The sequence below is a fragment of the Methylobacterium sp. E-046 genome (assembly GCF_022829625.1).
In the GTDB taxonomy this organism is placed as follows: Bacteria; Pseudomonadota; Alphaproteobacteria; order Rhizobiales; family Beijerinckiaceae; genus Methylobacterium; species Methylobacterium longum.
In genome coordinates, this window is record NZ_JAKSYP010000266.1 from 1 (window position 1) to 21,354 (window position 21,354).

General features: G+C 66.7%; 14 protein-coding genes and 3 pseudogenes. 10 read left to right on the plus strand and 7 right to left on the minus strand.

The window, feature by feature from the left end:
- Positions 1-587, minus strand: a 587-nt coding sequence (locus tag MKK82_RS28770; RefSeq protein WP_243987624.1) for an amidohydrolase family protein, incomplete at its 3' end; no start/stop codon positions are given.
- Positions 577-1,280: pseudogene (locus MKK82_RS28775) on the minus strand (aspartate/glutamate racemase family protein). The pseudogene MKK82_RS28775 and the gene MKK82_RS28770, both read right to left, overlap by 11 nt.
- A gap of 146 nt (positions 1,281-1,426) precedes the next feature.
- Between MKK82_RS28775 and MKK82_RS28780 the strand changes: the two are divergent.
- Positions 1,427-2,893, plus strand: a complete 1,467-nt coding sequence (locus MKK82_RS28780; RefSeq protein ID WP_243987626.1) for an amidohydrolase family protein — start codon at positions 1,427-1,429, stop codon at positions 2,891-2,893.
- Positions 2,894-2,906: 13 nt separating this feature from the next.
- Here MKK82_RS28780 and MKK82_RS28785 read toward each other — a convergent pair whose 3' ends face one another.
- Complete coding sequence (locus MKK82_RS28785) at positions 2,907-4,499, minus strand: ABC transporter substrate-binding protein (RefSeq protein WP_238291441.1); 1,593 nt, start codon at positions 4,497-4,499, stop codon at positions 2,907-2,909.
- Positions 4,500-5,878: 1,379 nt separating this feature from the next.
- Between MKK82_RS28785 and MKK82_RS28790 the strand changes: the two genes are divergently transcribed.
- The 4 genes from MKK82_RS28790 (at position 5,879) to MKK82_RS28805 (ending at position 12,765) form a co-directional block, all read left to right on the plus strand.
- Positions 5,879-9,148 carry an efflux RND transporter permease subunit gene (locus MKK82_RS28790; protein ID WP_243987629.1) on the plus strand — a complete coding sequence of 1,090 codons (3,270 nt, stop codon included), beginning with the start codon at positions 5,879-5,881 and terminating at the stop codon, positions 9,146-9,148.
- Entirely contained in the window at positions 9,148-10,536 is a 1,389-nt protein-coding gene (locus MKK82_RS28795) for an efflux RND transporter periplasmic adaptor subunit (RefSeq protein ID WP_238291443.1), read from the plus strand. The genes MKK82_RS28790 and MKK82_RS28795 overlap by 1 nt, the downstream gene beginning before the upstream one ends.
- A gap of 176 nt (positions 10,537-10,712) precedes the next feature.
- Entirely contained in the window at positions 10,713-11,393 is a 681-nt protein-coding gene (locus MKK82_RS28800) for a response regulator transcription factor (RefSeq protein ID WP_238291474.1), read from the plus strand.
- Entirely contained in the window at positions 11,380-12,765 is a 1,386-nt protein-coding gene (locus tag MKK82_RS28805) for a sensor histidine kinase (RefSeq protein WP_238291445.1), read from the plus strand. Before MKK82_RS28800 ends, MKK82_RS28805 begins: the two co-directional genes overlap by 14 nt.
- A 76-nt stretch (positions 12,766-12,841) precedes the next feature.
- Here the strand turns inward: MKK82_RS28805 and MKK82_RS28810 are convergent, their stop codons facing one another.
- Both MKK82_RS28810 and MKK82_RS28815 read right to left on the minus strand, forming a co-directional pair.
- Positions 12,842-13,138, minus strand: coding sequence for a hypothetical protein (locus MKK82_RS28810; RefSeq protein WP_238291446.1), 297 nt, complete (start codon positions 13,136-13,138; stop codon positions 12,842-12,844).
- Between the two features lie 677 nt (positions 13,139-13,815).
- On the minus strand, positions 13,816-15,417 hold the full coding sequence (locus MKK82_RS28815) for a porin (protein WP_238291447.1): 1,602 nt from the start codon (positions 15,415-15,417) through the stop codon (positions 13,816-13,818).
- 543 nt (positions 15,418-15,960) lie between these two features.
- On the opposite strand from MKK82_RS28815, the gene MKK82_RS28820 reads away from it, so the two are divergent.
- The 3 genes from MKK82_RS28820 (at position 15,961) to MKK82_RS28830 (ending at position 18,198) form a co-directional block, all read left to right on the plus strand.
- On the plus strand, positions 15,961-16,236 hold the full coding sequence (locus tag MKK82_RS28820) for a hypothetical protein (protein WP_238291448.1): 276 nt from the start codon (positions 15,961-15,963) through the stop codon (positions 16,234-16,236).
- A gap of 777 nt (positions 16,237-17,013) precedes the next feature.
- Positions 17,014-17,283: a hypothetical protein gene (locus MKK82_RS28825; RefSeq protein ID WP_243987631.1), complete on the plus strand. Its 270-nt coding sequence runs from the start codon at positions 17,014-17,016 to the stop codon at positions 17,281-17,283.
- A 255-nt stretch (positions 17,284-17,538) separates the two neighbouring features.
- Positions 17,539-18,198 carry a DUF1353 domain-containing protein gene (locus MKK82_RS28830; RefSeq protein WP_238291450.1) on the plus strand — a complete coding sequence of 220 codons (660 nt, stop codon included), beginning with the start codon at positions 17,539-17,541 and terminating at the stop codon, positions 18,196-18,198.
- A gap of 377 nt (positions 18,199-18,575) precedes the next feature.
- On the opposite strand, the gene MKK82_RS28835 is transcribed toward MKK82_RS28830, so the two are convergent.
- Positions 18,576-19,022: a hypothetical protein gene (locus MKK82_RS28835; RefSeq protein WP_238291451.1), complete on the minus strand. Its 447-nt coding sequence runs from the start codon at positions 19,020-19,022 to the stop codon at positions 18,576-18,578.
- A 711-nt stretch (positions 19,023-19,733) separates the two neighbouring features.
- On the opposite strand from MKK82_RS28835, the gene MKK82_RS28840 reads away from it, so the two are divergent.
- Both MKK82_RS28840 and MKK82_RS28845 read left to right on the plus strand, forming a co-directional pair.
- Positions 19,734-20,024, plus strand: a complete 291-nt coding sequence (locus tag MKK82_RS28840; protein WP_238291453.1) for a hypothetical protein — start codon at positions 19,734-19,736, stop codon at positions 20,022-20,024.
- Positions 20,025-20,039: 15 nt separating this feature from the next.
- Positions 20,040-20,694: pseudogene (locus MKK82_RS28845) on the plus strand (IS3 family transposase); the annotation flags it as partial.
- A gap of 195 nt (positions 20,695-20,889) precedes the next feature.
- On the opposite strand, the pseudogene MKK82_RS28850 reads toward MKK82_RS28845, so the two are convergent.
- A pseudogene (locus MKK82_RS28850) lies at positions 20,890-21,211 on the minus strand (hypothetical protein); the annotation flags it as partial.
- Positions 21,212-21,354 lie beyond the last annotated feature (143 nt).

The window sequence follows — 21,354 nt, forward strand, 5'->3', positions numbered from 1 at the left end:
CCCCGGCTGAACAGCGGCTTGCGGGCCTGAAGCCGCTCCTCGTCCTCGCTGTGGAAGGCGATGCGCCGGTGGCCCGCGCGCATCGCCCGCTCGAGGTGCACGTCGTCCTCGATCATCAGCGCCGCCGTGGAACTGCCCGCGAAGACCTTGACGGCGCAGACCCCCGGCTCGCGCTCCAGCGCGGCGAGCGCGTCGAGGTTGGTCTTCGTGCCGGCCACGTAGAGGCCGATGTCGCACCAGCTCCGGCCCGCCACGTAGTCGCGCTTCCAGGCGAGGCGCTCGGTATCGGCGATCGGCGGGACGGTGTTGGGCATGTCGAACAGGGTGGCGATCCCCCCCAGCACCGCGGCCCGCGTGCCGGTCTCGATCGTCTCCACCGCCGGGTCGCCGGGATCGCGCAGGTGGACGTGGCTGTCGATCAGGCCGGGCAGGACGTGCAGGCCCGCTGCGTCGACCACCGCCTCCGCGGTGGCCCCGGCCGGAACCGCGAGGGCCGCGATGCGCCCGTCGCGGACGCCAAGATCGATCGCCTCGGTGCCCCAGGGCGTGACGCAGGTGCCGCCGCGGATCAGGAGCTCATAGTGCATCGCCGGGTCCTTCCTCTGGGGCCGATCGGAGCAGAACCGCCCCGAGGGCCGCCGCCACCGCCTGCTGACACGGCTCGACGACCGGCCGCCCGATGGCCCGCTCGACGGCGGCCCGGTGCGGTGCCATGCCGGCGCAGCCGAGCACGACCGCGTCGGCGTCGTCGCGCTCGACCAGGGTTCGGGCCGCCGCGACGAGGCGGTCCCGAATGGCTGCGCCCGCCGTCTCGTCCGCCCGCGCCTCCACCGGCGGCTGCCGGCGAAGCGCTCGCCGAGGCCCATCTGGCGGACCATCCGGCGCTGGCGCCGCACGCTGCCCTCCGACAGGGCGACGATCCCGAAGCGTTCGCCCAGGGTGAGCGCGCGGAGGATGCCCCATTCGGCGATGCCCATCACGGGCCGGCCCCCGGCGACCTCACGGGCGGTATGCAGGCCCGGATCGCTGAAGCAGGCGCTGACGAAGGCGTCCGCCGCATCCGCCACGATGCGCCGGGCGAGCGGCATCACCACGGAATCCGCGTCCTGCTGAGACGCGATGCTCACCGGACCCTCGGGCAGGTCCGTCACCGCGATGGCCGGGCCGCCGGCCAGGCGCAGCGGCGCCAGCGCCGCGTCGATGGCGGCCGTCACCGCCCGGGAGGCGTTCGGGTTGATGACCAGGATGCGCGGGACTCCGGTGCTGTCGCCGTGATGCATGTCGCTGTCCTGCGGAACCCACGCGAGGGCCTGCCGCTGACGACAGCGGCCTGCGCGAAGCGAAACTCGGGCCGCGCCGCGCCCCGAGGCACGCCCGATCGGGCACCGATCTTGCCCGCCCCGGCGGCGCAAGGGAGAGGTCAGCGATGCACGACGAAGCTGCAGACGGGGCGACGGGCGTCACGCGGGTAACCGGGGCCCGGTGGGTCGTCGCCTGGGATCCCGAGAGCGGCGGGCACGTCTACCGCACCGGCGCGGATGTCGTGTTCGCGGACGGCGTCCTGACCCATGTCGGCCCGGGCTACGGGGGGCCTGAGCCGGTCCGGACCATCGACGCCTCCGGCTGCATGCTCATGCCCGGCCTGGTCGACATCCACACGCACCTGTTCTCGGAGCCGATGAACAAGGGCATGTGGGACGAGGTCGGCAGCCAGCGCCTCTACAACACCTCGCTCTACGAGTACCTGCCGATCCTGCGGCCCGACGCGGAGGGCACGCGGGCCGCCTACGGCGTGGCGCTCGCCGAACTCGCCCTGTCGGGCGTCACCACCGTCTGCGACCTCGCCCTGCCGAGCGCGGGCTGGCTCGACCTCCTCGGCGCCTCGGGCCTGCGCGTCTGCATCGCCCCGATGTTTCGGTCGGGGCGCTGGCTCACCCGGAACGGCCACAGTGTCGCGTACGAGTGGGACGAGGCGGCAGGCTATCGCGGCCTGGAGCAGGCGCTCGCCGAGATCGAGGCGGCGCAGAAGCACCCGAGCGGGCGCCTGTTCGGCATGCTCTGCCCGGCGCAGGTCGATACCTGCACGGCGGAGCTGCTGCGGGACGCCCATGACCAGGCGGTCCGGCGCGACCTGCGCTTCCACACGCACGCGGCGCAGTCCCTGTCGGAATTCCACGAGATCACCCGCCGCACCGGGATGACGCCGATCGAGTGGCTCGACGACCTCGGCGTGCTGACCGAGCGCACCATCGTGGGCCACGGGATCTTCCTGGACGACCACCCCTGGACCCACTGGCACAGCCCCGGCGCGGACCTGCGGCGGCTGGCCGAGCGCGGCGCCACGGTTGCCCATTGTCCGACGGTCTTCGCCCGCCGCGGCATCGCGCTCCACCATTTCGGCCGCTACGTCCAGGCGGGCATCAACATGGGCATCGGCACCGACGTCTACCCGCACAACATGCTCGATGAGATGCGCCTCGTCTCGTACCTTGCCCGGGTCGTGGCCGAGAACCCGCGCGACACCCGCGCGACGGACGTATTCCACGCGGCCACCGTGGGGGGCGCCAGGGCGCTCGGGCGCACCGACATCGGCCGGCTGGAGCCGGGCTGCAAGGCCGATTTCGTGCTCGTGGACTGCGCGCATCCGGCCATGCGGCCGTGCCGCGATCCCGTGCAGTCGCTGATCTATTCGGCCGGCGACCGGGCGGTCCGGCAGGTCTTCGTCGGCGGTCGCGAGATCGTGCGCGACGGGCGCGCCCTGACGATCGACTACGCGGCCGCTGCTGCCGCCCTGGAGGAAGCGCAGGGCCGCGCACTGGCGCAGGTCCGGCAGCTCGACTGGGCCGGGCGCAGCCCCGACGCCCTCGCGCCGCCGACCTTCCCGGGGCTGTGACGCCCCGGGCCTCTCAGGCGGGCCGCACGTTCCAGAAGGTCGGGAACCCGTCGAGGATGCCGGCAAGGCCGGAGCGGTAGGCGGTCGGCTGCAGGTACTGGCCCAGCGGGTAGTAGGGCACGTCCTGCATCGCCTGGAGCTGGATGTCCCGGCAGAGGGCGGCGCGGGCGGCCTCGTCCGGGGCTGTGAACCACGCGTCGCGTAAGGACTCGATCCGCGGGGTCGTGGCCCAGCCGGCATAGCCGCTCTCGCCGGTGCCGCGCAGGGCGATGTAGCCGGCGGGATTCAGCCAATCCATGCCCGACCAGTTGGTCACGAAGGCGCTCCAGCCGCCCTCGGAGACCGGCCCCTTGCGGTTGCGCCGCTGCAGCATCGCGTTGAACTCGACCGCGTAGACCTCGACGTTCATGCCGACCCTGTGCAGCAGGTCGGCCGCCACCTGGCCGAGCGCCAGCAGCGGCGCCGAGTTCGACGGCACCATCAGCAGCACGGTCTCGCCGGCGTAGCCGGCGGCCTTCAGCTCGGCGCGCACCCTGGCCGGATCGCGCGGACCGTTGAGCGGCCCGAGCCCGTCCGGCGAGGCCATCGGGGTGTCGGGGCAGAAGAAGCCGAGGGGCACGTGGAACAGGCTGGGATCGTCCACGCCGACGACGCCCTGCATGCAGGCGGTCTGGTCGATCCCACCCCAGAGGGCCCGCCGGATCGCCGGGTTGTCGAAGGGCGGCTGCAGGTGATTGACCCGCAGCATCGTGACGAAGCCCGTCGTGTCGAGCACGCGGGTGGTCACGCCCTTCGCGGCCTTCAGCAGCCCAAGCTGGTCGTGCGAGGCGTATTCCTGCCAATCGGCCTCTCCGGCGATCAGCGCCGAGGTCGCCGTGGACGTGTCGCCGATCACGCGCCACTCGACCCGGTCGTAATGGACGATCTTCGGACCCGACGTCCAGGTGAGCGGCCCGTCCCCACGAGGCACGTAGCCCTCGAAGCGGGTGTAGACCGTACGGTCGCCGGGCACGCGCTCGTCCGCCTTGAAGCGGAACGGTCCCGACCCGATCAGCTCGGGTACCTGCTGGAACGGGTCGGTGGCGGCGAGGCGCTCCGGCATCATGGCGCAGACCGGCACCGAGGCCTTGCCCAGCGCGACCGGCAGGAGCGGGAACGGCTGCTTGAGCTGAAACCGGATGGTCCGGTCATCGAGCGCTGAGAGCTCGTCCGTCATCGCCATGAGCGAGCCGCCGAACGGATCCCGCTTGGCCCAGCGCCGCAGGGAGGCGACGCAGTCGCGGGCGAGCACGGGCGTGCCGTCGTGGAAGCGCAGGCCCTCGCGCAGGGTTAGGTCCCAGCGGCGCCCGTCCTCCTCGATCCGGTGGCCCGCGACCATCTGCGGCGTGGCGCGGTAGGCGCTGTCCATGCCGTAGAGGGTGTCGAAGACCATGTAGCCGTGGTTGCGTGTGATGTACGCGAACGTCGTCACCGGATCGAGGGTGACGAGATCCTGCTGCGGGATGAAGCGCAGGGTCGTAGCGGTCTCCGCGCGGACCAGGGATGGTGCCGCGACAGCGCTCGCCATGAACGCTCCGGCTCCTTGCAGCAGCGTACGCCGCTTCATCAGACAACTCCCACTCTACTCGGGCGGCCATCGGACAGCCGCTCGCGGTGGCCCGGTGTGATCACCGCACCCGACGACCCGCAGGCTTGCAGGAACGAGGCCGCGGCCCAGCCGAAGAGAGGTCGCCTTCGCATTCCGGTCGGTCCGTCCACGACAGAGGACCACACCCCACCGTCCGGTCGGGTGGCTCGCCGGTCCGAAACCGGTCGGACGGCTTTCGGCCACACGACGCCATGCCGGATCGCCGATCAGCGCAAAACCTGTCGTTCGGCTTGTCGCCCGATCCGCCTGTTCAGCGGCCTCTCGCGAAGCCTTGAGAGCGGACATGTCCGGCGCCGCAGGATCCTGAACTCGGTCGGCTTCGTGGCACCGGACAGGGCGACAGGATCTCGGAGCACCGGTCTCGGGCGCGGAGAGTGGGTGGTCGGAGTTCAGACGGCAACCGACCTGTCCTACGGAGAAGCATGGTGCCGTGTCCGCTCGAACCGGTCGGCACAGGGCTTGTCGAAAAGCGCGCACGGTGGCTGAGCGCCCCACGGCTCTGCCAGCATGGGTTGTTCGCCCCTATCGCCGAGCGCGTGACGCTGGGAATACTGCGATCGCGGGTCGAAGTAGGGGTCCGACGTGTAGCTGCTCATGAACGCGCCGCCGGCAGGCATTTCGCTCTCGGACCAGGCCGGCGTGACGAGGCCGGACAAGGCAACGCAAATCAGGACGCTTATCGTTCGCTGGTTGATCATCGGTTCGTCTCGAACAGACCAGATCTGCAAAGCCTTGGGGCGCCGGGGCGATCTGTTCCGGAGACATCGCTGATCGGTATCTCGGGATCGGGCAGCACCCATCAGCGGCCGTTCAACCGCGCACGCCGAACTCCGGATGCGGGCCGAGATATCGTGAAGGTGCCTGCTTCAGCGTGGCAGAACTAGGCTGATACTCTGATGCTGTCAGTCATGGCGCGGTGTGATGACGAAGGCCGACGACCGGAAGATCGGTTGCTTGGCCCTCGGCCATCTAGGACATCCGCCCGATGGACCGCAAATGAATACAGCGCTAAATTATGAAAATAATAACATTTTTTAAAGAAGATCTTTCTTGTTCAATGCTGTCGCCCGTGGGCAGCTCAGGCGTCGGGGGCTGCGGGCTCCACCCGAGTCACAGTTCTTGAAAAATCGGCCCTATTTTTTTCAAATTAAAAATTGCTTCAAGATGTAAGGGCGAATTCATTCGAAGCACTGTCGGGAGTGATTTATAGCGTCGTGGAGCCGGGCATGAGCCCCGCTCGTCCTCCACAACGCAAGCCTCATTCTGCCACATTAAACCGAGGCCGAGGACGGGGCCCGGAGATCCGCAGGATTCGGGCGACAAGCGCGATTGGCAGCATGGATCTCGTTCGGTTCGCCCTGAAGTTCCGCAAGAGCTTCTATGTTCTTGCCGTCCTCATGTTCCTCGCCGGCATCGGCTCGATCGCGGTGGCGCCGAAGGACGTGCTGCCGTCCGTGGACATACCGGTCGTCGTGGTGGTCTGGACCTATAACGGTCTCGACGCCGCCGACATGGTCCAGCGCATCACGAACTACAGCGAGTTCTCGCTGTCGAGCAACGTGAACAACATCCGGCGGATCGAGTCGACGTCGATCCAGGGGACCGTGACCGAGCGGATCTACTTCGATTCCGCGGTCAGCATCGATCTCGCGATGACGCAGGTCGATTCGGCCATGAACGCCATCCGCTCGCGGATGCCGCCCGGGGTGCAGCCGCCGGTGATCATGCGGTTCTCCGCGTCGTCGGTGCCGGTCATCCAGATGGCCCTGTCGTCGTCCACGCTGCCGCTCACCACGGTCTTCGATTACGCCCAGTACCGGACCCGCCGGCGGCTCGCCGAGGTGCCGGGCTCGACCCTGCCGTCGCCTTACGGCGGCGCGCCGCGTCAGGTGATGGTCGACCTCGACCCGGCCAAGCTGCGCGCGATCGGCATGACGCCGCTCGATGTCCTGAATGCGGTGCTCAAGCAGAACCTCGTCGTACCCTCCGGGCTCGCGAAGATCGGGACGCAGCAATACACAGTCCGGCTCAATTCGAGCCCGCTTCTCGTCGATCAGCTCAATCGCATCCCGATCAAGGTCGAGAACAACCAGCCGGTCCTGCTGCGGGACGTCGCCCAGGTGCGGGACGGCTCGCCGCCGCAGATCAACATCGTCCGCGCCGACGGTCACCACTCCGTCCTCCTGCAGGTGCTGAAGAACGGCGCAGCTTCGACCCTGGACGTCGTGAACGCCGTCAAGGCCGCCCTGCCCGACATCCACGCCGCCGCGCCGAAGGGCATGACGATCACGCCGCTGTTCGATCAGTCGGTCTTCGTCTCGGACGCCATCTCCGACGTGGTGCGCGAGGCGGTCATCGCGGCCGGCCTCACCGGCCTCGCGATCCTGCTGTTCCTGGGCTCGTGGCGCTCGACCCTCGTGGTGCTCGTCTCGATCCCGCTCTGCATCCTGACCTCCCTGTCGATCCTGGTCGCCATCGGGCAGACCATCAACGTGATGACCCTGGGCGGCCTCGCGCTCGCGGTCGGCATCCTGGTGGACGACGCCACGGTGGCGATCGAGAACACCTATCGGATGTTCGAGGAGGGATTCCCGTTTCGGCGCTCGGTGGTCGAGGGCGTCGCGGGCATCGCCAAGCCGGCGCTGATCTCGACACTGGCGATCTGCTCGGCCTTCTCGGCGGTCTTCTTCCTCACCGACGCCCCCCGCTACCTGTTCGTCCCGCAGGCCGAGGCGGTGGTGTTCGCGATGCTGACCTCCTACCTGCTGTCGCGGACGCTCGTCGCCATCCTGATCGACGTCCTCGTCGCCCCGGAATACGCCCGGCATCACGGCGGCGCGGAGCCTGCAATCGACGGGATGGCGCCGCAGCGACGGCGTTCGGTTCTCGGCCGGCTGCTCGGCGTCGCGCGACGCCCGCTCCTCTGGGGATTCCGGTATCCGCTGCGCGGCGCCCTGGCCTTCCGGGGGGCGTTCGAGCAGGGCTTCACGCGGTTCCACGCGGGCTATGTCGGCCTCCTCTCCGCCGTGCTCCGCCACCCGGGCCGCGCCCTGTGCGGCGTGCTGTCCGTCCTCGCGGTGACCGCAGCGATCTTCCCCTTCGTCGGGCAGGACTACTTCCCACAGATCGAATCCAGCCAGATGACGCTGCATATCCGCACCCGCCCGGGTCAGCGGATCGAGCAGGCGGAGAAGCGGTTCGCGCAGGTCGAGGACGTCGTCCGGCAGGTCGTCCCGAAAGATGAGCTCGGACTCATCCTGGACAATATCGGCCTGCCGGCGTCGAACTATAACTTTGCGTTCATGGACGCATCGTTCGTCGCCTACAATGACGGCCAGATGCTGATCAACCTGAATGGCGAGCACAGACCGATCGCGTTCTACCAGGCGCGCCTGCGCAAGGTCCTGCGCGATGCCTTCCCGGACGACGTCTTCTATTTCCAACCCTCCGACATCATCACGCAGATCCTGAATTTCGGCACGATCGCGCAGATCGACGTGCAGGTCTCCGGACGCCACGACGCCGACGATCTCGCCGTGGCCCGCGATCTCGTGCGCCGGATCTCGGCGGTCCGCGGGGCGGTCGACGTCCACCTTCACCAGATCGTCGACGCGCCGCAGATGTCCGTGAATGTCGACCGCAGACTCGCCTCGGAGATGGGCGTCAGCGAGCAGTCCATCGCGCAGAACATGAATGTCTCGCTGTCGGGCTCCTTCCAAGTCAGCCCGAACTTCTGGGCCGATCCCAAGTCCGGGATGCCCTATCAGCTCTGGGTCCAGACGCCGGAATGGCGCAATGCCGACATCGACCAGCTGATGAATACGCCGGTCTCGGTCCACGCGACCGGCCATGACAGGCCGGGCATTCCGATCCTGCTGTCGAACATCGCCACGATGCAGCGGCAGCCGGAGCAGACGGTGATCAATCACGTCAACCAGCAGCCGACCCTCGACATCCTCGCCAACGTCCAGAACACCGATCTCGGCAGCGTCCGCAATGCCGTGGATGGGATCGTCGCCGACGCGCAGGCCCGTCTGCCGGCCCCGGACAAGATCCTGGTTCGCGGGCAGATCGAGAGCATGGAGGGCGCCTTCGCGCGGATCGAGATCGGGCTCGGGATCGCGCTGGTGGCGGTCTACCTGCTGCTCGTCCTGAACTACCAGACCTGGGTCGATCCCTTCGTGGTCATCGCCGCGCTGCCGCTCGCCTTCTGCGGCATCGTGATGAGCCTGTTCATCACCGGCACGGCCTTCTCGATCCCGGCCCTGTTCGGGGCGATCATGTCGGTGGGCGTCGCGAGCGCGAACTCGATCCTGCTCGTCACCTTCGCCAAGGAGCACCGGGAGGCCACGGGCTGCTCGGCGCGCGAGGCCGCCCTGATGGCCGGCCACACACGGCTGCGGCCGGTGCTGATGACCGCCTCGGCGATGTTCCTCGGCCTGATCCCGATGGCGATCGGATCGGGGGAGGGCGCCGAGCAGAACGCCGCCCTCGCCCGCGCGGTCATGGGCGGGATCGGCATGGGCACGCTCTCGACGCTGCTCTTCGTCCCGCTCCTCTACACCCTGCTCCGGCACAACCCGATCAAGCCCCTCGAGGATTATTGATGCGCGCAGATTCCGAGGCTCACGCGTTCGACGCCCACGAGGCCGCCGAGCGGGCGCATCGCCACGCCGTCGAGATCGATCCCCTGCGGCAGGACGGGGCTGGGGAGAGGCTGGCGCACGCCGATCTGCCGCCCCCGCGCAAGCGGCCCTTCCTGGTGGCTGCCCTGGCGCTCGGAAGCGCCCTCGGCCTCGGCGGCTGGCACCATTGGCAGGCTTACCAGGCCTCCCTGGTGACCCAGGCCGAGACGGCCGACTTCGTCCCCACGGTGCGCACCCTGTCGGCCACCGAAGACGGTCAGCCGATGACGCTGACCCTGCCGGGCCAGACCGAGGCCTTCGACCATGCCGACATCTTCGCCCGCGCCACCGGCTACATCGCCGAGCGCCGGGTGGATATCGGCTCGCGGGTGAAGAAGGGCGACCTGCTCGTGCGCATCGCCGCCCCCGATCTCGACCAGCAGGCGCGCCAGGCCGAGGCCCAGATCGGCCAGTTCCAGGCCCAGCTCGCCGTCGCCCGCGCCGATGTCGAGCAGGCCAAGGCCAACGTCACGCTGGCCAACGCCACCGACGCCCGGACGTCGACGCTGGCCGGACAGGGCTGGGCCTCGAAGCAGAACGCCGATCAGACCCGAGCCGGGATGCTGACGGCCACCGCGGCCCTGACCGCCGCCAACGCGAAGGTGAAGGTCGCCGAGGCGAACATCACGGCGCAGCAGGCCAAGGTGGACCGGCTGCGGACGCTGGCCACGTTCGAGAACGTGGTCGCGCCCTTCGACGGTGTCGTGACCGCCCGCATGGTCGATGTCGGCGACCTCGTCCACGCCGATTCCGGCAGCGGAACACCCCTGTTCTCCGTCGACAGCACGGATGTTCTGCGCGTCACGGTGCAGGTGCCGCAATCGGCGGCGGTGGGCATCCATGACGGCGTCCAGGCCCGCGTGCGCGTCGCGCAGATGCCGGATCACGTGTTCGATGGGACGGTCTCGCGCAGCTCGGTCGCCTTGCGCTCCTCCGTGCGGACCCTCGATACGGAGGTCGACGTCAAGAACCCTGACGGGGTCCTGCGTCCGGGCCTCTACGTCGCCGTGACCTTTGCGGTGCCGCGCACGCATCCCCGCGTGACCGTGCCGTCCGAGGCGCTGATCTTCGACGCGACGGGGACGCGCGTCGCGGTGGTTCAGCCCGACGACACGGTGCAGCTCCGCCCGATCACGATCGCGCGCGATCTGGGCACACGGCTGGAGCTGCGCGCCGGGCTCGCGAGCGGCGAGACGGTCGTCCTCAATCCTCCCGCGACCCTCCAGGACGGCGCCCGGGTCGTTCCGAAGGGCGATTCCGCCGCGAGAGCGCCCGCCGCCAAGCTCTCCGAGCAGGCCAGTGCGGAGTGAGGCGCATGGTCCGATCTCCTCACGATCTCGTAGGCTTTGCCGGCCAAATGACGCATTCCGCCAGCGCAGACCAACCGATATTTGACAGCGGACCTGAAGAGGATAATTCCGTCTCCCCTGCAAAGCCGCAGGAGATCGAGCCGAACAGCCGAATACAAAATAAGAAGGACAAAAGAATGCCCAGTGTATTGGTCGTCGAGGATGATCGCCGCGTCGCCGCCGAGATCGGTTCGGCGCTGACGGAATACGGCTTTCAGGTCGACGAGGCGCCGAGCGGGACAACCGGTTTGCGGAAGGCGCTGGAGGGCAACTTCGACGTGATCGTCCTCGATCGCATGCTGCCGGAGATCGACGGTCTGTCGCTGCTCACCAAGCTGCGCGCCGCCAAGGTCTCGACGCCCGTGCTGATCCTCAGCGCGCTCTCGGCCGTCAACGAGCGCGTCGACGGCCTGCGCGCCGGCGGTGATGATTATCTCGCCAAGCCCTTCGAGTTCATCGAACTGACCGCTCGGGTCGACGCGCTGGCCCGCCGCAAGATGGCTGCCGAGACGGTCAACGAACTGGTCGTCGGCGATTTGCGCCTCGACCTGATCGAGCGGGTCCTGCGCTGCGCAGGCCGCGACATCGAACTGCTGCCCAAGGAGTTCGCCATCATCGAGTTCCTGATGCAGAACGCCGGCGTGCTGGTCAGCCGCAAGATGATCTTCGAGTCGGTCTGGGGCTACAGCTTCAACCATCAGTCGAGCGTCATCGACGTGCACATCGGGAAGATCCGTAAGAAGCTCGATCCCGACGGTCTGAATCCCCGGATCCACACGGTGCGCAACACGGGCTTCATCCTCCGTGCGCCTTCTTGAGGTTCGCCGCACCAGCGGCTTCCGGGTCGCGAGCCTGTTCTTCGCGACCTTCGGGGGCGCGTCGCTCGCCCTGTGCGGCTTCCTGTACGTCGATACGCGCAGCTACGGCCGCAAGGCCGCCTTCGAGTGGGTGGAGTGGGAGTCGAAGCATCTCCTGAACCTGCCCCCCCGGGCCTTGCGCGAGCGCATCGACGCGTCGGAGGATTTCGCTGAGGGCGGGCGCCCGCTCGTGCTGTTCGGACCGGATCACGCACGCCGCGCCGGCGCACCGATCCCCTACCCGGCGACGGCGCCGATCGGGCACCCTTTCGTCCTGACCCAGCAGACGGAGCACGGGACGCGCACACTGTTCAGCGAGCTCACGCGGCTGCCGAGCGGCGAGTACGTTCTGGTCAGCCGCTCGGCCAAGGATCTCCAGTCCCTCGAGAACGCCCTGGTCGAGACCTTCTCCTGGGGCATGGCGGCCACCATCGTCATCGGCCTGATCGGCGCCGTGATCTTCGGTGTCGGATCGCTCCGTCAGAACGACGCGATCACCTCGGCGGTGGTCCGCATCATGCGCGGCGACCTGAGCGAACGGCTGCCGACGCGCGGCGTCTCGGCCGACCTCGCCCACCTCACCCGCGTGGTGAACGACATGCTCGACCAGCTCGAGCGGCTGATGCTGGAGATCAAGGGCGTCAACGAGAACATCGCCCACGATCTGCGGACGCCGCTCACTCGGGTCGTCGGGACGCTGGAGCGGTCCCTGCGCAAGGCCCACAGTGTCGAGGCGTTCCGCGCCTGCAACGAGGACGTGCTCGCCGAAGTCAAGTCGATCGTCATCCGGTTCTCGGCGTTGCTGCGCATCTCCGAGATGGAGGATCGCCTGCGCCGATCCGGCTTCACGCAGGTCGACCTCAGCCGGCTGCTTGAGGATGCCGTGGAGTATTACGAGCCGCTCGCGGCCGAGCGGGGCATCCAACTCCGGTGGACGCGGCCTGACGGCGCCTCTGAGGTGGAGGGTGACCGCAGCCTGATCTTCGAGGCCGTGAGCAACCTGATCGACAACGCCCTGAAATTCACCCCGTCCGAGGGCTGGGTCGAAGTCGCGCTCCTGCAGACTCCCACGGCCATCCGCGTCACGGATAACGGCTGCGGCATCCCGGCGGAGGAGCTGACCACAGTCCGAGCCCGGTACCGCCGCGGCGCGTTCCGGGCCGACAAGAGCGGGTTCGGCATCGGGCTGAGCTTGGTCGATTCGATCGCGCGGCTGCACAGCGCGGTCTTCGACATCGCCAGCGACGGGACTGGCTGTCGCGTCACGCTGCTCTGGCCCCATCAGGGCCCTGAATCCCTTGGTCTCGGCGCGGCCTTGATCGAGGCCGTCTGAGGCCCGCGCCGTTTCCGGTCGGCACCCTACGGGGATTGGCGTCGCCTGCCGCTGCCGCGGCAGGCGACGGGGCCGGTCAGTAGGACGGCGCGCTGTGATGCCGCGTGCGGGTGTTCAGGTGGCTCCACTGCCGGTTCGACGGAACGGACCCGGTATAGACGGGCTGCTGCGGCGCGGACGCGCCGTAGCCGGTCGCGCCCTCCCACATGCCGCCCGACTTGTCGTTCCCCTCGGCGTAGGACCATGCGTCGAGACCGCTTCCGTTCGTCCGGACGATCAGGCTGGGGGCGATCGGCGCGCTGGACGCGTGCGCGAAGGCGGGGCCCGAGATCAGCATGGCGCCGAACGAGCAAGCCAGGATAAGGTTGTTCATGAATTGGCCTCTTAGTTAAGCTGTCGCGTATCGGCGACGGGAGTACACGATGCGCTGGCGCAGGTCTAAATTCCATATTTTCTTGCATAATAATTCTTTGAGTCTTTGAAAGAGTTTGAATTTATAAACTCCGCTTCACGTGGATCCGCCCGCGGTTGCTGCCCCGACGCCCGGGACTCTCACCGATGGTCTATCGGGTTTTGATCCCCGTGCCCGGCTATGAACGTCCCCCTTTGGTCATGCCGGAGGGACGGTTGCGGGCGCTGTGATCGCGCGGGAGGCGCCGCCCAGCCGGGACGCGTCCATCGCGCCAGGGCGGCCGAGTGGAGGCTGCAGCGACGGCGGTCAGGTGCTTGAGACCGGGGCTGCAACACGAAAATGCCGACCGGTTTCCCGGTCGGCGAAGTCGTATGGGTCTGAAGCTTTGGGTTCGACTCAACCTGCTCCGGTACCTGAGCCCGCCAATTCGAAACCGCAGCCAACGCCCGCTCAGCGGCAAGAAGCGCCTCCGAGGAGCTGATTGACTTGTACCTGACCCCGGGCGATGAGCAACAAAAATAGATTTTAAATGCTTAAATCATGAACGATCCAAGATATCGAAGCTGAAAAACGAAGAGCTCATCCTTTCGGCTGAGCCCTGAACACTCGAACGGGGAACGAAACGGGGATCGGCTGCGCTAGAAATCCCGTTGCACGCGGAACCGGAATTGCGCCGCGTCCTGTGCATTCACGTAGCGTAGCGAATTCTTCGAGATATCCGGTGTGACGCCGCTCTTGAGGGCGGTGCGGATGTACTCACCCTCGACGCCGATATCGAGGTCCTTCACCGGCGTCCAGATCAGGCTCCCGCCGGTGACGATCTGGTTGTTGCCGCGCAGCACAGGGCTCGTCGCAAAGGCCAGGGCATTGGCGGCACTGGCGCCCGCAGGCGCGAAGCCGAATCCGAGGAGGCCGAGGGCGTTCCGACCTTTCGTGTTGTAGTCGATCTCCGCATAGCTCCCGAAGAACGCCGAGCGCCAGGCGGGACTCCAGTAATGGAGTAGCGAAGCGACGGCCGAGAAGGTCGTCGATAGCTCAAGCCGTCCCGTGGCCGGATTCAACACGGCGTCGGCGTAGTATTGGGCGAAGGAGCCACCGCCCACGGGCGCCGCCGCGAGGGCGTCGTACGGAGCCGTGTAGTTCGAGATGCCCGTATAGCTGAGTGCGCCCTGGCCGTAAGCGCTCTGGAGGTAAAGGGTGTCGCCCGCCGCTATGAACGGCAGGTTGACCTTCAGGCCTCCCTGCACCGCCCAGCCGTAGGCGCTTGAGGCGCGGCCGGTGGGCGAGATGCCGAGGGCGGTGGTCGCGGTCGTGACACCGGCCACCGTACTGCCGGCGTCGCCGGCATTGATCTCGTGGACGGCCGCCGACAACTGTACCGACCCCCAGGCCTGGTCGATGCGCGCGACGCCGATGAAGTCAGGCATGCGGACTTTCTGGGTCACGTCGACGAAGGCGACGTTGCCAGGCCCTACGACGATGGGAGCCAGGAAGGTCGAGGGGGTGAATGGATTGAAGGCATTGCTGTAACCGGCAAACCCGCCTGCGCCCGTGAAGGCGCCGACCGCGGAACCGGTTCCGAAGATCGGGAAGCGGCGATAGGTCGGATCCTCCATCGAGGCGCTCACGGTGAGGCCGTTGCCGAGGGTGGCCGTGTAGGCCAGCACGTTCGTGCTGAATGTGTCCGAGCCGGCTGTGCCGCCGATCAGCTCGAAGTCGTGTGCGTAGAAATCGAAGAACGATGATGCCCGGCCGGCCGTCAGCCCGGCGAACTGGATGAAGGCCTTGTCGGCGTTGACGTAGGTCTGCGTCCGGTTGAAGGCGTCGGCACCGAGGCCCGGGAAGGCCAAGCCCTCCCGCTGACGGGATCCGGAGGTGAGGAAGGGACCGCTGCGGTCGGCGATGTCGAGGCGCAGGAAGGCGCGGAGCGTCCCGTAATCGGTCTGTGTGCGGGCATCCAGGTTGATGCGCATGAGTCCTAGATAGCCGGTCTGATCGCCGCCGGTTCCAGTGCGGACCTTGCTGGTCTGGTACAGGAAATCGTACCGCGCACGACCGGAAATGCGGATGCAGGTATCGCTGCCAGGAATATAGAAAAATCCCGCGCCATAGGCGTTGCACACGCGCACATACTCGATCGGCGCGGCCTGCGTGGCTGGAAGGTCGGCCGCCTGTGCCGCGACACCCGAGACCAGCGCGGCCGAACTGCACAACAGGAGCGTCTTGAGATCAGTCATCATGTCCCCGCATACGACGCCGCGAGCACGTGCGTGCAAGCGTCAACCCAAAATTCTGCGTTCAGGCCGCGGAATGACTCCGTGTCCACCAGACTGTCGCAGTATTCAAGAAATTTGACCGTTCACGATATCGGCAGCTTGACCGTATCTAAGCGAACTTTGTTTGACAAATAAATTACGATTTGTTTTGAAAACTGATATTGTATTTATAAATTTGATTTTTGAATTCAAATCGATCTGGGAGGGCAGGTGCCGTGCCTCATGAGCCGGAGCGCCAAGCGGCGCCTGTCCAAGCGGCCCATGTCCGAGCGGCCCATGTCCGAGCGGCGCCTCTCCGAGCGGCGCGTGTCGGGGCTCGATCCGGATAGCCGCCATACGCCCGTCCGTTCGCAGGTCGCGCGCTCTGCAGCTTCAATCTTTGAAAACCTATTTTGTCTCCGCCTCCTGTTTTCAGAGTTGTGTTTCGATTTCAAATTACAAACTGGGAACCGGGATAGCTTTTAAAGATCATTGTGAGTATGAAATCGGCGTCTGGGGGAATGGACTATGCGTGAGCTGGATTTCTGGATTGCTGGCGCATTCGTGATCATCCTGGCTTGGTCGTTATACGGCCTCCTCGCGTTCTCACATTCCTACGTGATGTTTCTGCCGCTGGTGGAATCGCTGAAGTACGACGATGCGGGCAACACTCTGACCGGTGCGGCCTTGATCGCGGGCAGCTCTGCCTACGCGGCAGCCGTGCTCATTCGGACGGTTTGGGCGATCCGGACTTGGCTGGTCAGGGTCCTGCGCGTCGCCGGCGCAGCGACCCCGCCGGCGTGAGGCCGCGCCATCCAAGGCCACGACACGTGCGCGGAGCGGTGGGCCACACTGCGGCGAGGCGGGCTCGACCGAGCGGCGACGCGCCGCGAGCGCCACAAGCGCTTCAGTTCAGCCTCTGCGAGCCGGGGGTGTACCGGCCTCCGGTTCTGAGTTGGCTCTACCTTGAGGGCTCCAACTGCCGGGCGCCCAAGAGCGCTCCGTTTTTCCGGGTGACCTCTCCAAATCCAAGCATCACTTCCGATCAAGCGACGTCGTGCCGAATGACCGAGGTGCGCTGCCTCCGACGTTCGGCTACTGGGGTGATCCAATGATTCGCAAGAAGAACGAACCCGCATATGCTGTCCGAAGCGCCTGGAATCGTTCGGCCGACCGCAGGAATATCAGATCGGGACGTGACGAATGATCAGGATGCCATCATTCGTACGATCCAATAGGACTCGGTCGACTCTGAGAGTGACTGCTTCGCCGCGCTAATCGTATCTCGGCGCGAACGCGGGACGACCCGGTTCATCGTCTCGGCGTGCACTGCGACCTTGTGCTGCTCTCGGCCGTGTCATTGCACCTGCCGTCGCCTGAACGTCCGCGCGCCTTCCGCAAGCGGGCCACGCGTCTCGAGCCCGGTGGCATCCTCGTCCTGACGGTGCGTCATGGCCCGAGCGAACCGGGACGCGCGATGTACCCGACCACCCTCGGAGGAATTGAGACCCTTGCGCGTGATCACGGCCTGGCTGTCCTACGGGTCCCTGACGCCGGCGATTGACGGCGCGCACGGCGACAGTGAGCAGGGAGATCAACGCCTCAGCCATCATCAGCCATTTCGCGCGGGGCGTCAGCGAGAACGTGTCGGTGGGCGAGAACCCAACTGCGCCAACGCGAGCGAAGGCCATACCGACGCGGCTCGCCGGTCCCCACGGTCCCGACGACATCAGTGAGGCCAAGAGAGAGGCCAAGAGAGAGGCCAAGAGAGGCGCCGCGCTCGGCACGCTGGCGCGGCGGCGAACGCTCAAGCGGACGGCCTATCTCAAGAGCGTGAGGCGGCAGAACTGAGGTCGGCTGCTGAGGCTACGCCAGGCGGAGCAGTAGGGGGCGGACCGAAGTATTTTCGCGGCGGCTCTCCGCCGGATTGATCGTCGGTACCCCGGTGCGCGACCGCGAACGCTACCAGCGTACCCACCCAGTCGGTTCATCACTGGTCACAGAAGTCGCGCGCGCAACAAGGCAGGATGCGGGCGCGTGCCCTGTTTGCGGGATGCGTCCCCACGCTCGCTATGGTCAAGCTTGCGGCAACCGGGGGGATGAGCCGTGACCAAGGGGCAACGGACCCGAGCCCCCGAGCGGGGCCGCCGATCCGATCTCGCGCGCGTCCTTCGCCGCAGCGTGGCCGTCAGCCTGAGCGCGGCTGCGCTGGCGGGCTGCGCGACTCTTGCCCAGCCGGGACCGGGCGGACGGCTGACGGGTAAGCTCATCGTGCAATGGGTAGGCGTGAACCAGTTTGCCTACCTGCCGGACCCGAAGGACCCGCTTACCTTCGTGACCACCGACAACCGAGTCATCATCCCGCAGCCGATGTACACCGATGGCGGCTCGATCCCGCCCATCCTCCAGCCCATCCCTGGCTTCTCGCCCTGGGGGTATGGACCGGCCTACATCGTGCACGACTGGCTGTTCGAGCAGCACCGCTGCGGCTATCCCGGCGCGGACCAGATCAGCTTCGATGACTCTGCGCGCATTCTGGGCGAGGTGATCGACACGCTGATGCGCGCGGGGATGGTTCCGCAAAATCCGCAGGCTCGCGGGCTGATCGAAGCGGGGGTGCGGACACCCTTCGCGCGTCGGTTGTGGAACGCACCTCCAACCGAGACAAACTGTCAGACGCCGGCCGTGGCGCGCCTGCGCCGGGCCGCCCCCGAGGGGCCGACCGTTGTCCAGATCGACTTCTCACGCCCGCGACGGTTCCGTTAGGTTCTGAACCGGATCAGCGTGGCCGTGCGGTGACTTCGGGAACCTGTCTCCGGCCTCGCGCAGAGTCGGTCAGCACGAGAAACCTGACCGGTTCCCAACGGCGGCGCTGGCGCGACAGCCGATCCTGACGTGGTGGCGAGCGGCTTGGGATGCCCACCCGGTGCCCTCCGGCACGCTGGCAATGCGGTCGAGGACTGGGTTACCGCTTTCGCGTCCTGGTCCTGAGGCTCAGCATTGCTCTGCCGTCGAAGCTCGCGACGCCGCGCAGCAGCAGGTCACGGTCACGGCGTTGCAACCAGACCTGCTGAGGCGTGGTCTTCAAGGGAAACGGCGTGGGTGCGCGTTCATCACGCCGAAGGCCGGGTCATCGGGCGGCTCTAGGGCTTGCTCGCGGCCTTCTTCGACGGCTCGGCGGGTTTGATGCTTCCCGTCTCGGATACACGATCACGAGCCTGATCGAAGCGCTTCTTCGAAGCGGTCAACTCGCGCTGTGAACCGGCAAGCTGACCCTTCGCCGCGTCGCGGGCCGCAACAGCTTGGCCGAGTTCCTCGCGGGCCGAGGCAAGTTTGCCTTGCCACACGCGAACGAGGTCGATGTTGGCCTGCTCCAATTCTTTCTGGCGGCCCACCAACCCGTTTCGCTCCGTCTGAAGGAGGCCGACCTGAGTTGCGAGCTCCTTGTTGGCCGAAGATTTATTCGCGTAGGCTCCCCAACCCGCCAAGGCATAAATCCCCAGGATGAGGGGTAGCAACTGAGCGCGTGTCGGCTTCCATGCAAAAAGCACCTGAAGTTTCCAGCGCAGCACGTCGAGCAGGCGAGGCATGGACCCGTTGTCTCCCGTCGCAACAGCGCGGACCTCGTTGATCCGAGCGGCTGATCGATCAGATCCGCAACCGTGCCCAAGCAGCGTTAAGGCTTGCTTACGGCACGCATCACGGCGCGGCCGAAGGATGTTCGCGAGTCCGCCTTCGGATGGCCGCCGGCTCGGATGATCGGAGCTGTCGTCGCTATTGCTTCCGGAGGACCGTGGGCCGTCAGCGCTGAGGTCTGCCGCACTAAAAATCGTCCGGCGGGGTGCGCCGCAAGCCGCTTGCGAATGTGGGCTACCTTGTGGGGCGAGCGATCGGCGCTGTGCCAAGAACCGCTGATGCGATCACTTCAGCCAAGCAAGTGGCGGTGGGCGCAGTCGTTTGCGAACTCGTCTCGGGCGGATGTTCCCTGAAAACAGGGACATTTGCCCCATTGAGAAGCTTTAGCCCCGCAGCTCATCGATGTTTGTCGCGAGCGTTCAGGACTTTACACGCATAAGTCCCTGAAAATCGGAACGGGGATCTATCTCACAATAACAGCGATCAAGACGCGCACTTTAGGGAAGCTCGCAGTCGGCCTGTGGAAAAGCCGCCGGAGTCATTGAAACACCGAGTGGTGGTTATATCTTTGGGCCGCAAACGCTGCTCGACAGCAGGCCCTGCAAGCCATCTACGCCCTCCTATACGGCCCGGCGCACACGGCTCGTGAGCGCCTTGGTAAGCCGGTGCCGACCCAACTCGCCGCCAGCATCAGGCGCCTTCTCGAGGAAGACCTCGCACGTGCTCGCGCCAGCAGAGGTCAAAGCGACCCACCTGAAGCCGCGTTCTACGACGAGCTGCCTTCCGGGAAAGGCCACGAGGTCGCGTACGCGCCCTTCCGCGTCTTTAACCTCTTCATCGCGCACGAGCTGTCTCGCTTCGGATGCAAGCAGGGCGAGGTCGTTGAGTTCGTCGCCGCGATCTCGAACAAACTGCGAGTGAACTTGCTTCGCGAAAGTGGAGAGCTCTTTTCCTGAAGGAGGAGGGTTCCGATGGCAGACCGGAAGCAGACCTTTACCCCTGAGTTTCGTGCTGAGGCGGTGCGACTGGCGCAGACGAGCGGGCGGTCTCGCCGGGAGATCGCCGCTGATCTCGGCGTCGGGCTCTCGACGCTGCGCAACTGGATCGACGGCCGGCGTGAGCGGGAGATGGACCACCCGCCGGCCGAGCGACAGGAAGACATGTCTGCCGAACTCAAGCGGCTGCGCCGCGAGAACGAGGTGCTGCGCCAAGAACGGGAGATCCTAAAGCGAGCGACAGCTTTTTTCGCCAAGGAGGGAAGTCGATGAGGTTCCGCCTCGTCGATGCGGCGAAGAAGGACTTCCCAGTCGCGCCTGTGCAAAGTCCTCGACGTCAGTCCAAGCGGCTACTTTGCCTGGAAGGACCGTCTAGCCTCGGCGCGGCAGCGCGAGGATCTCGTGCTGCTCGCTCACGTTCGCTCCGACTTCACGCTCTCGCACGAGACGTACGGCAGCCCCCCGCATGACGCACGAGTTGCGCGAGCAGGGCTTGGCGGCAGGCCGGCGGCGCGTGGCCCGGCTGATGCGGGAGAACGGGCTCAAGGCCCGCCAGCCGCGCCGCTTCCGGCGCACGACGGACAGCGGCCACGCCTTCCCAGTCGCGCCCAACCACCTCAGGGTCGAGTACGAGCCGCGCTACATCGACTTGATCATTGCCCGCTACGAGGAGGTCACGGGGAAACAGGCTGTCCGGGAGGTCGAAGGATCGCAAGCGTCACCGACAGATGGAGACGCAAGCTGGACAGTTCCTGAGTAGAAGCAGAAGCAAACGTCCGGCCGCAGTCATAGAGCGGATCTGCCGCTTTGCGCCCATCCCGGCCGTTCAGCCGTCCTTGATTGTATCCTGGAAGCAGACGTCGAGGGGTGAGTCTCGATCAATTGCCGAGAGGTATCCCTCACGAGCGATAGCGCGCCGGATTGTCGAGTGGGCCGCGTCGGTGGCAGCGTGGCGGCGCAGAGCGTCTGCGGCTCGGCCGGCCTGTCCAACGCGTGGCGTGCGATGTGCCCGCGAGGTCGTCCACCTCGCCCGCTATCGCCTCCAAGCGCTCGCCGTCGGTCTCGCAGCGCGCTTCAGACCGGAGCTCCAGCAGCCGCGCGGTGGCTACTTCGATCCTTTCCCGGCGGATGTGCCCGAGGCGCCGTCTCCCTGCTTCATCCGCTACGGCCGGACGACCATCGGAAATCTGTCGGCAAGGATCGCGCAGAGCCCGTCATGGGAGCGGGTGACCCGCAATTCCTCGAACTCCGCCACCCCAGCCCGCATCTCCTCCGCTCCCCCCACGGCTGC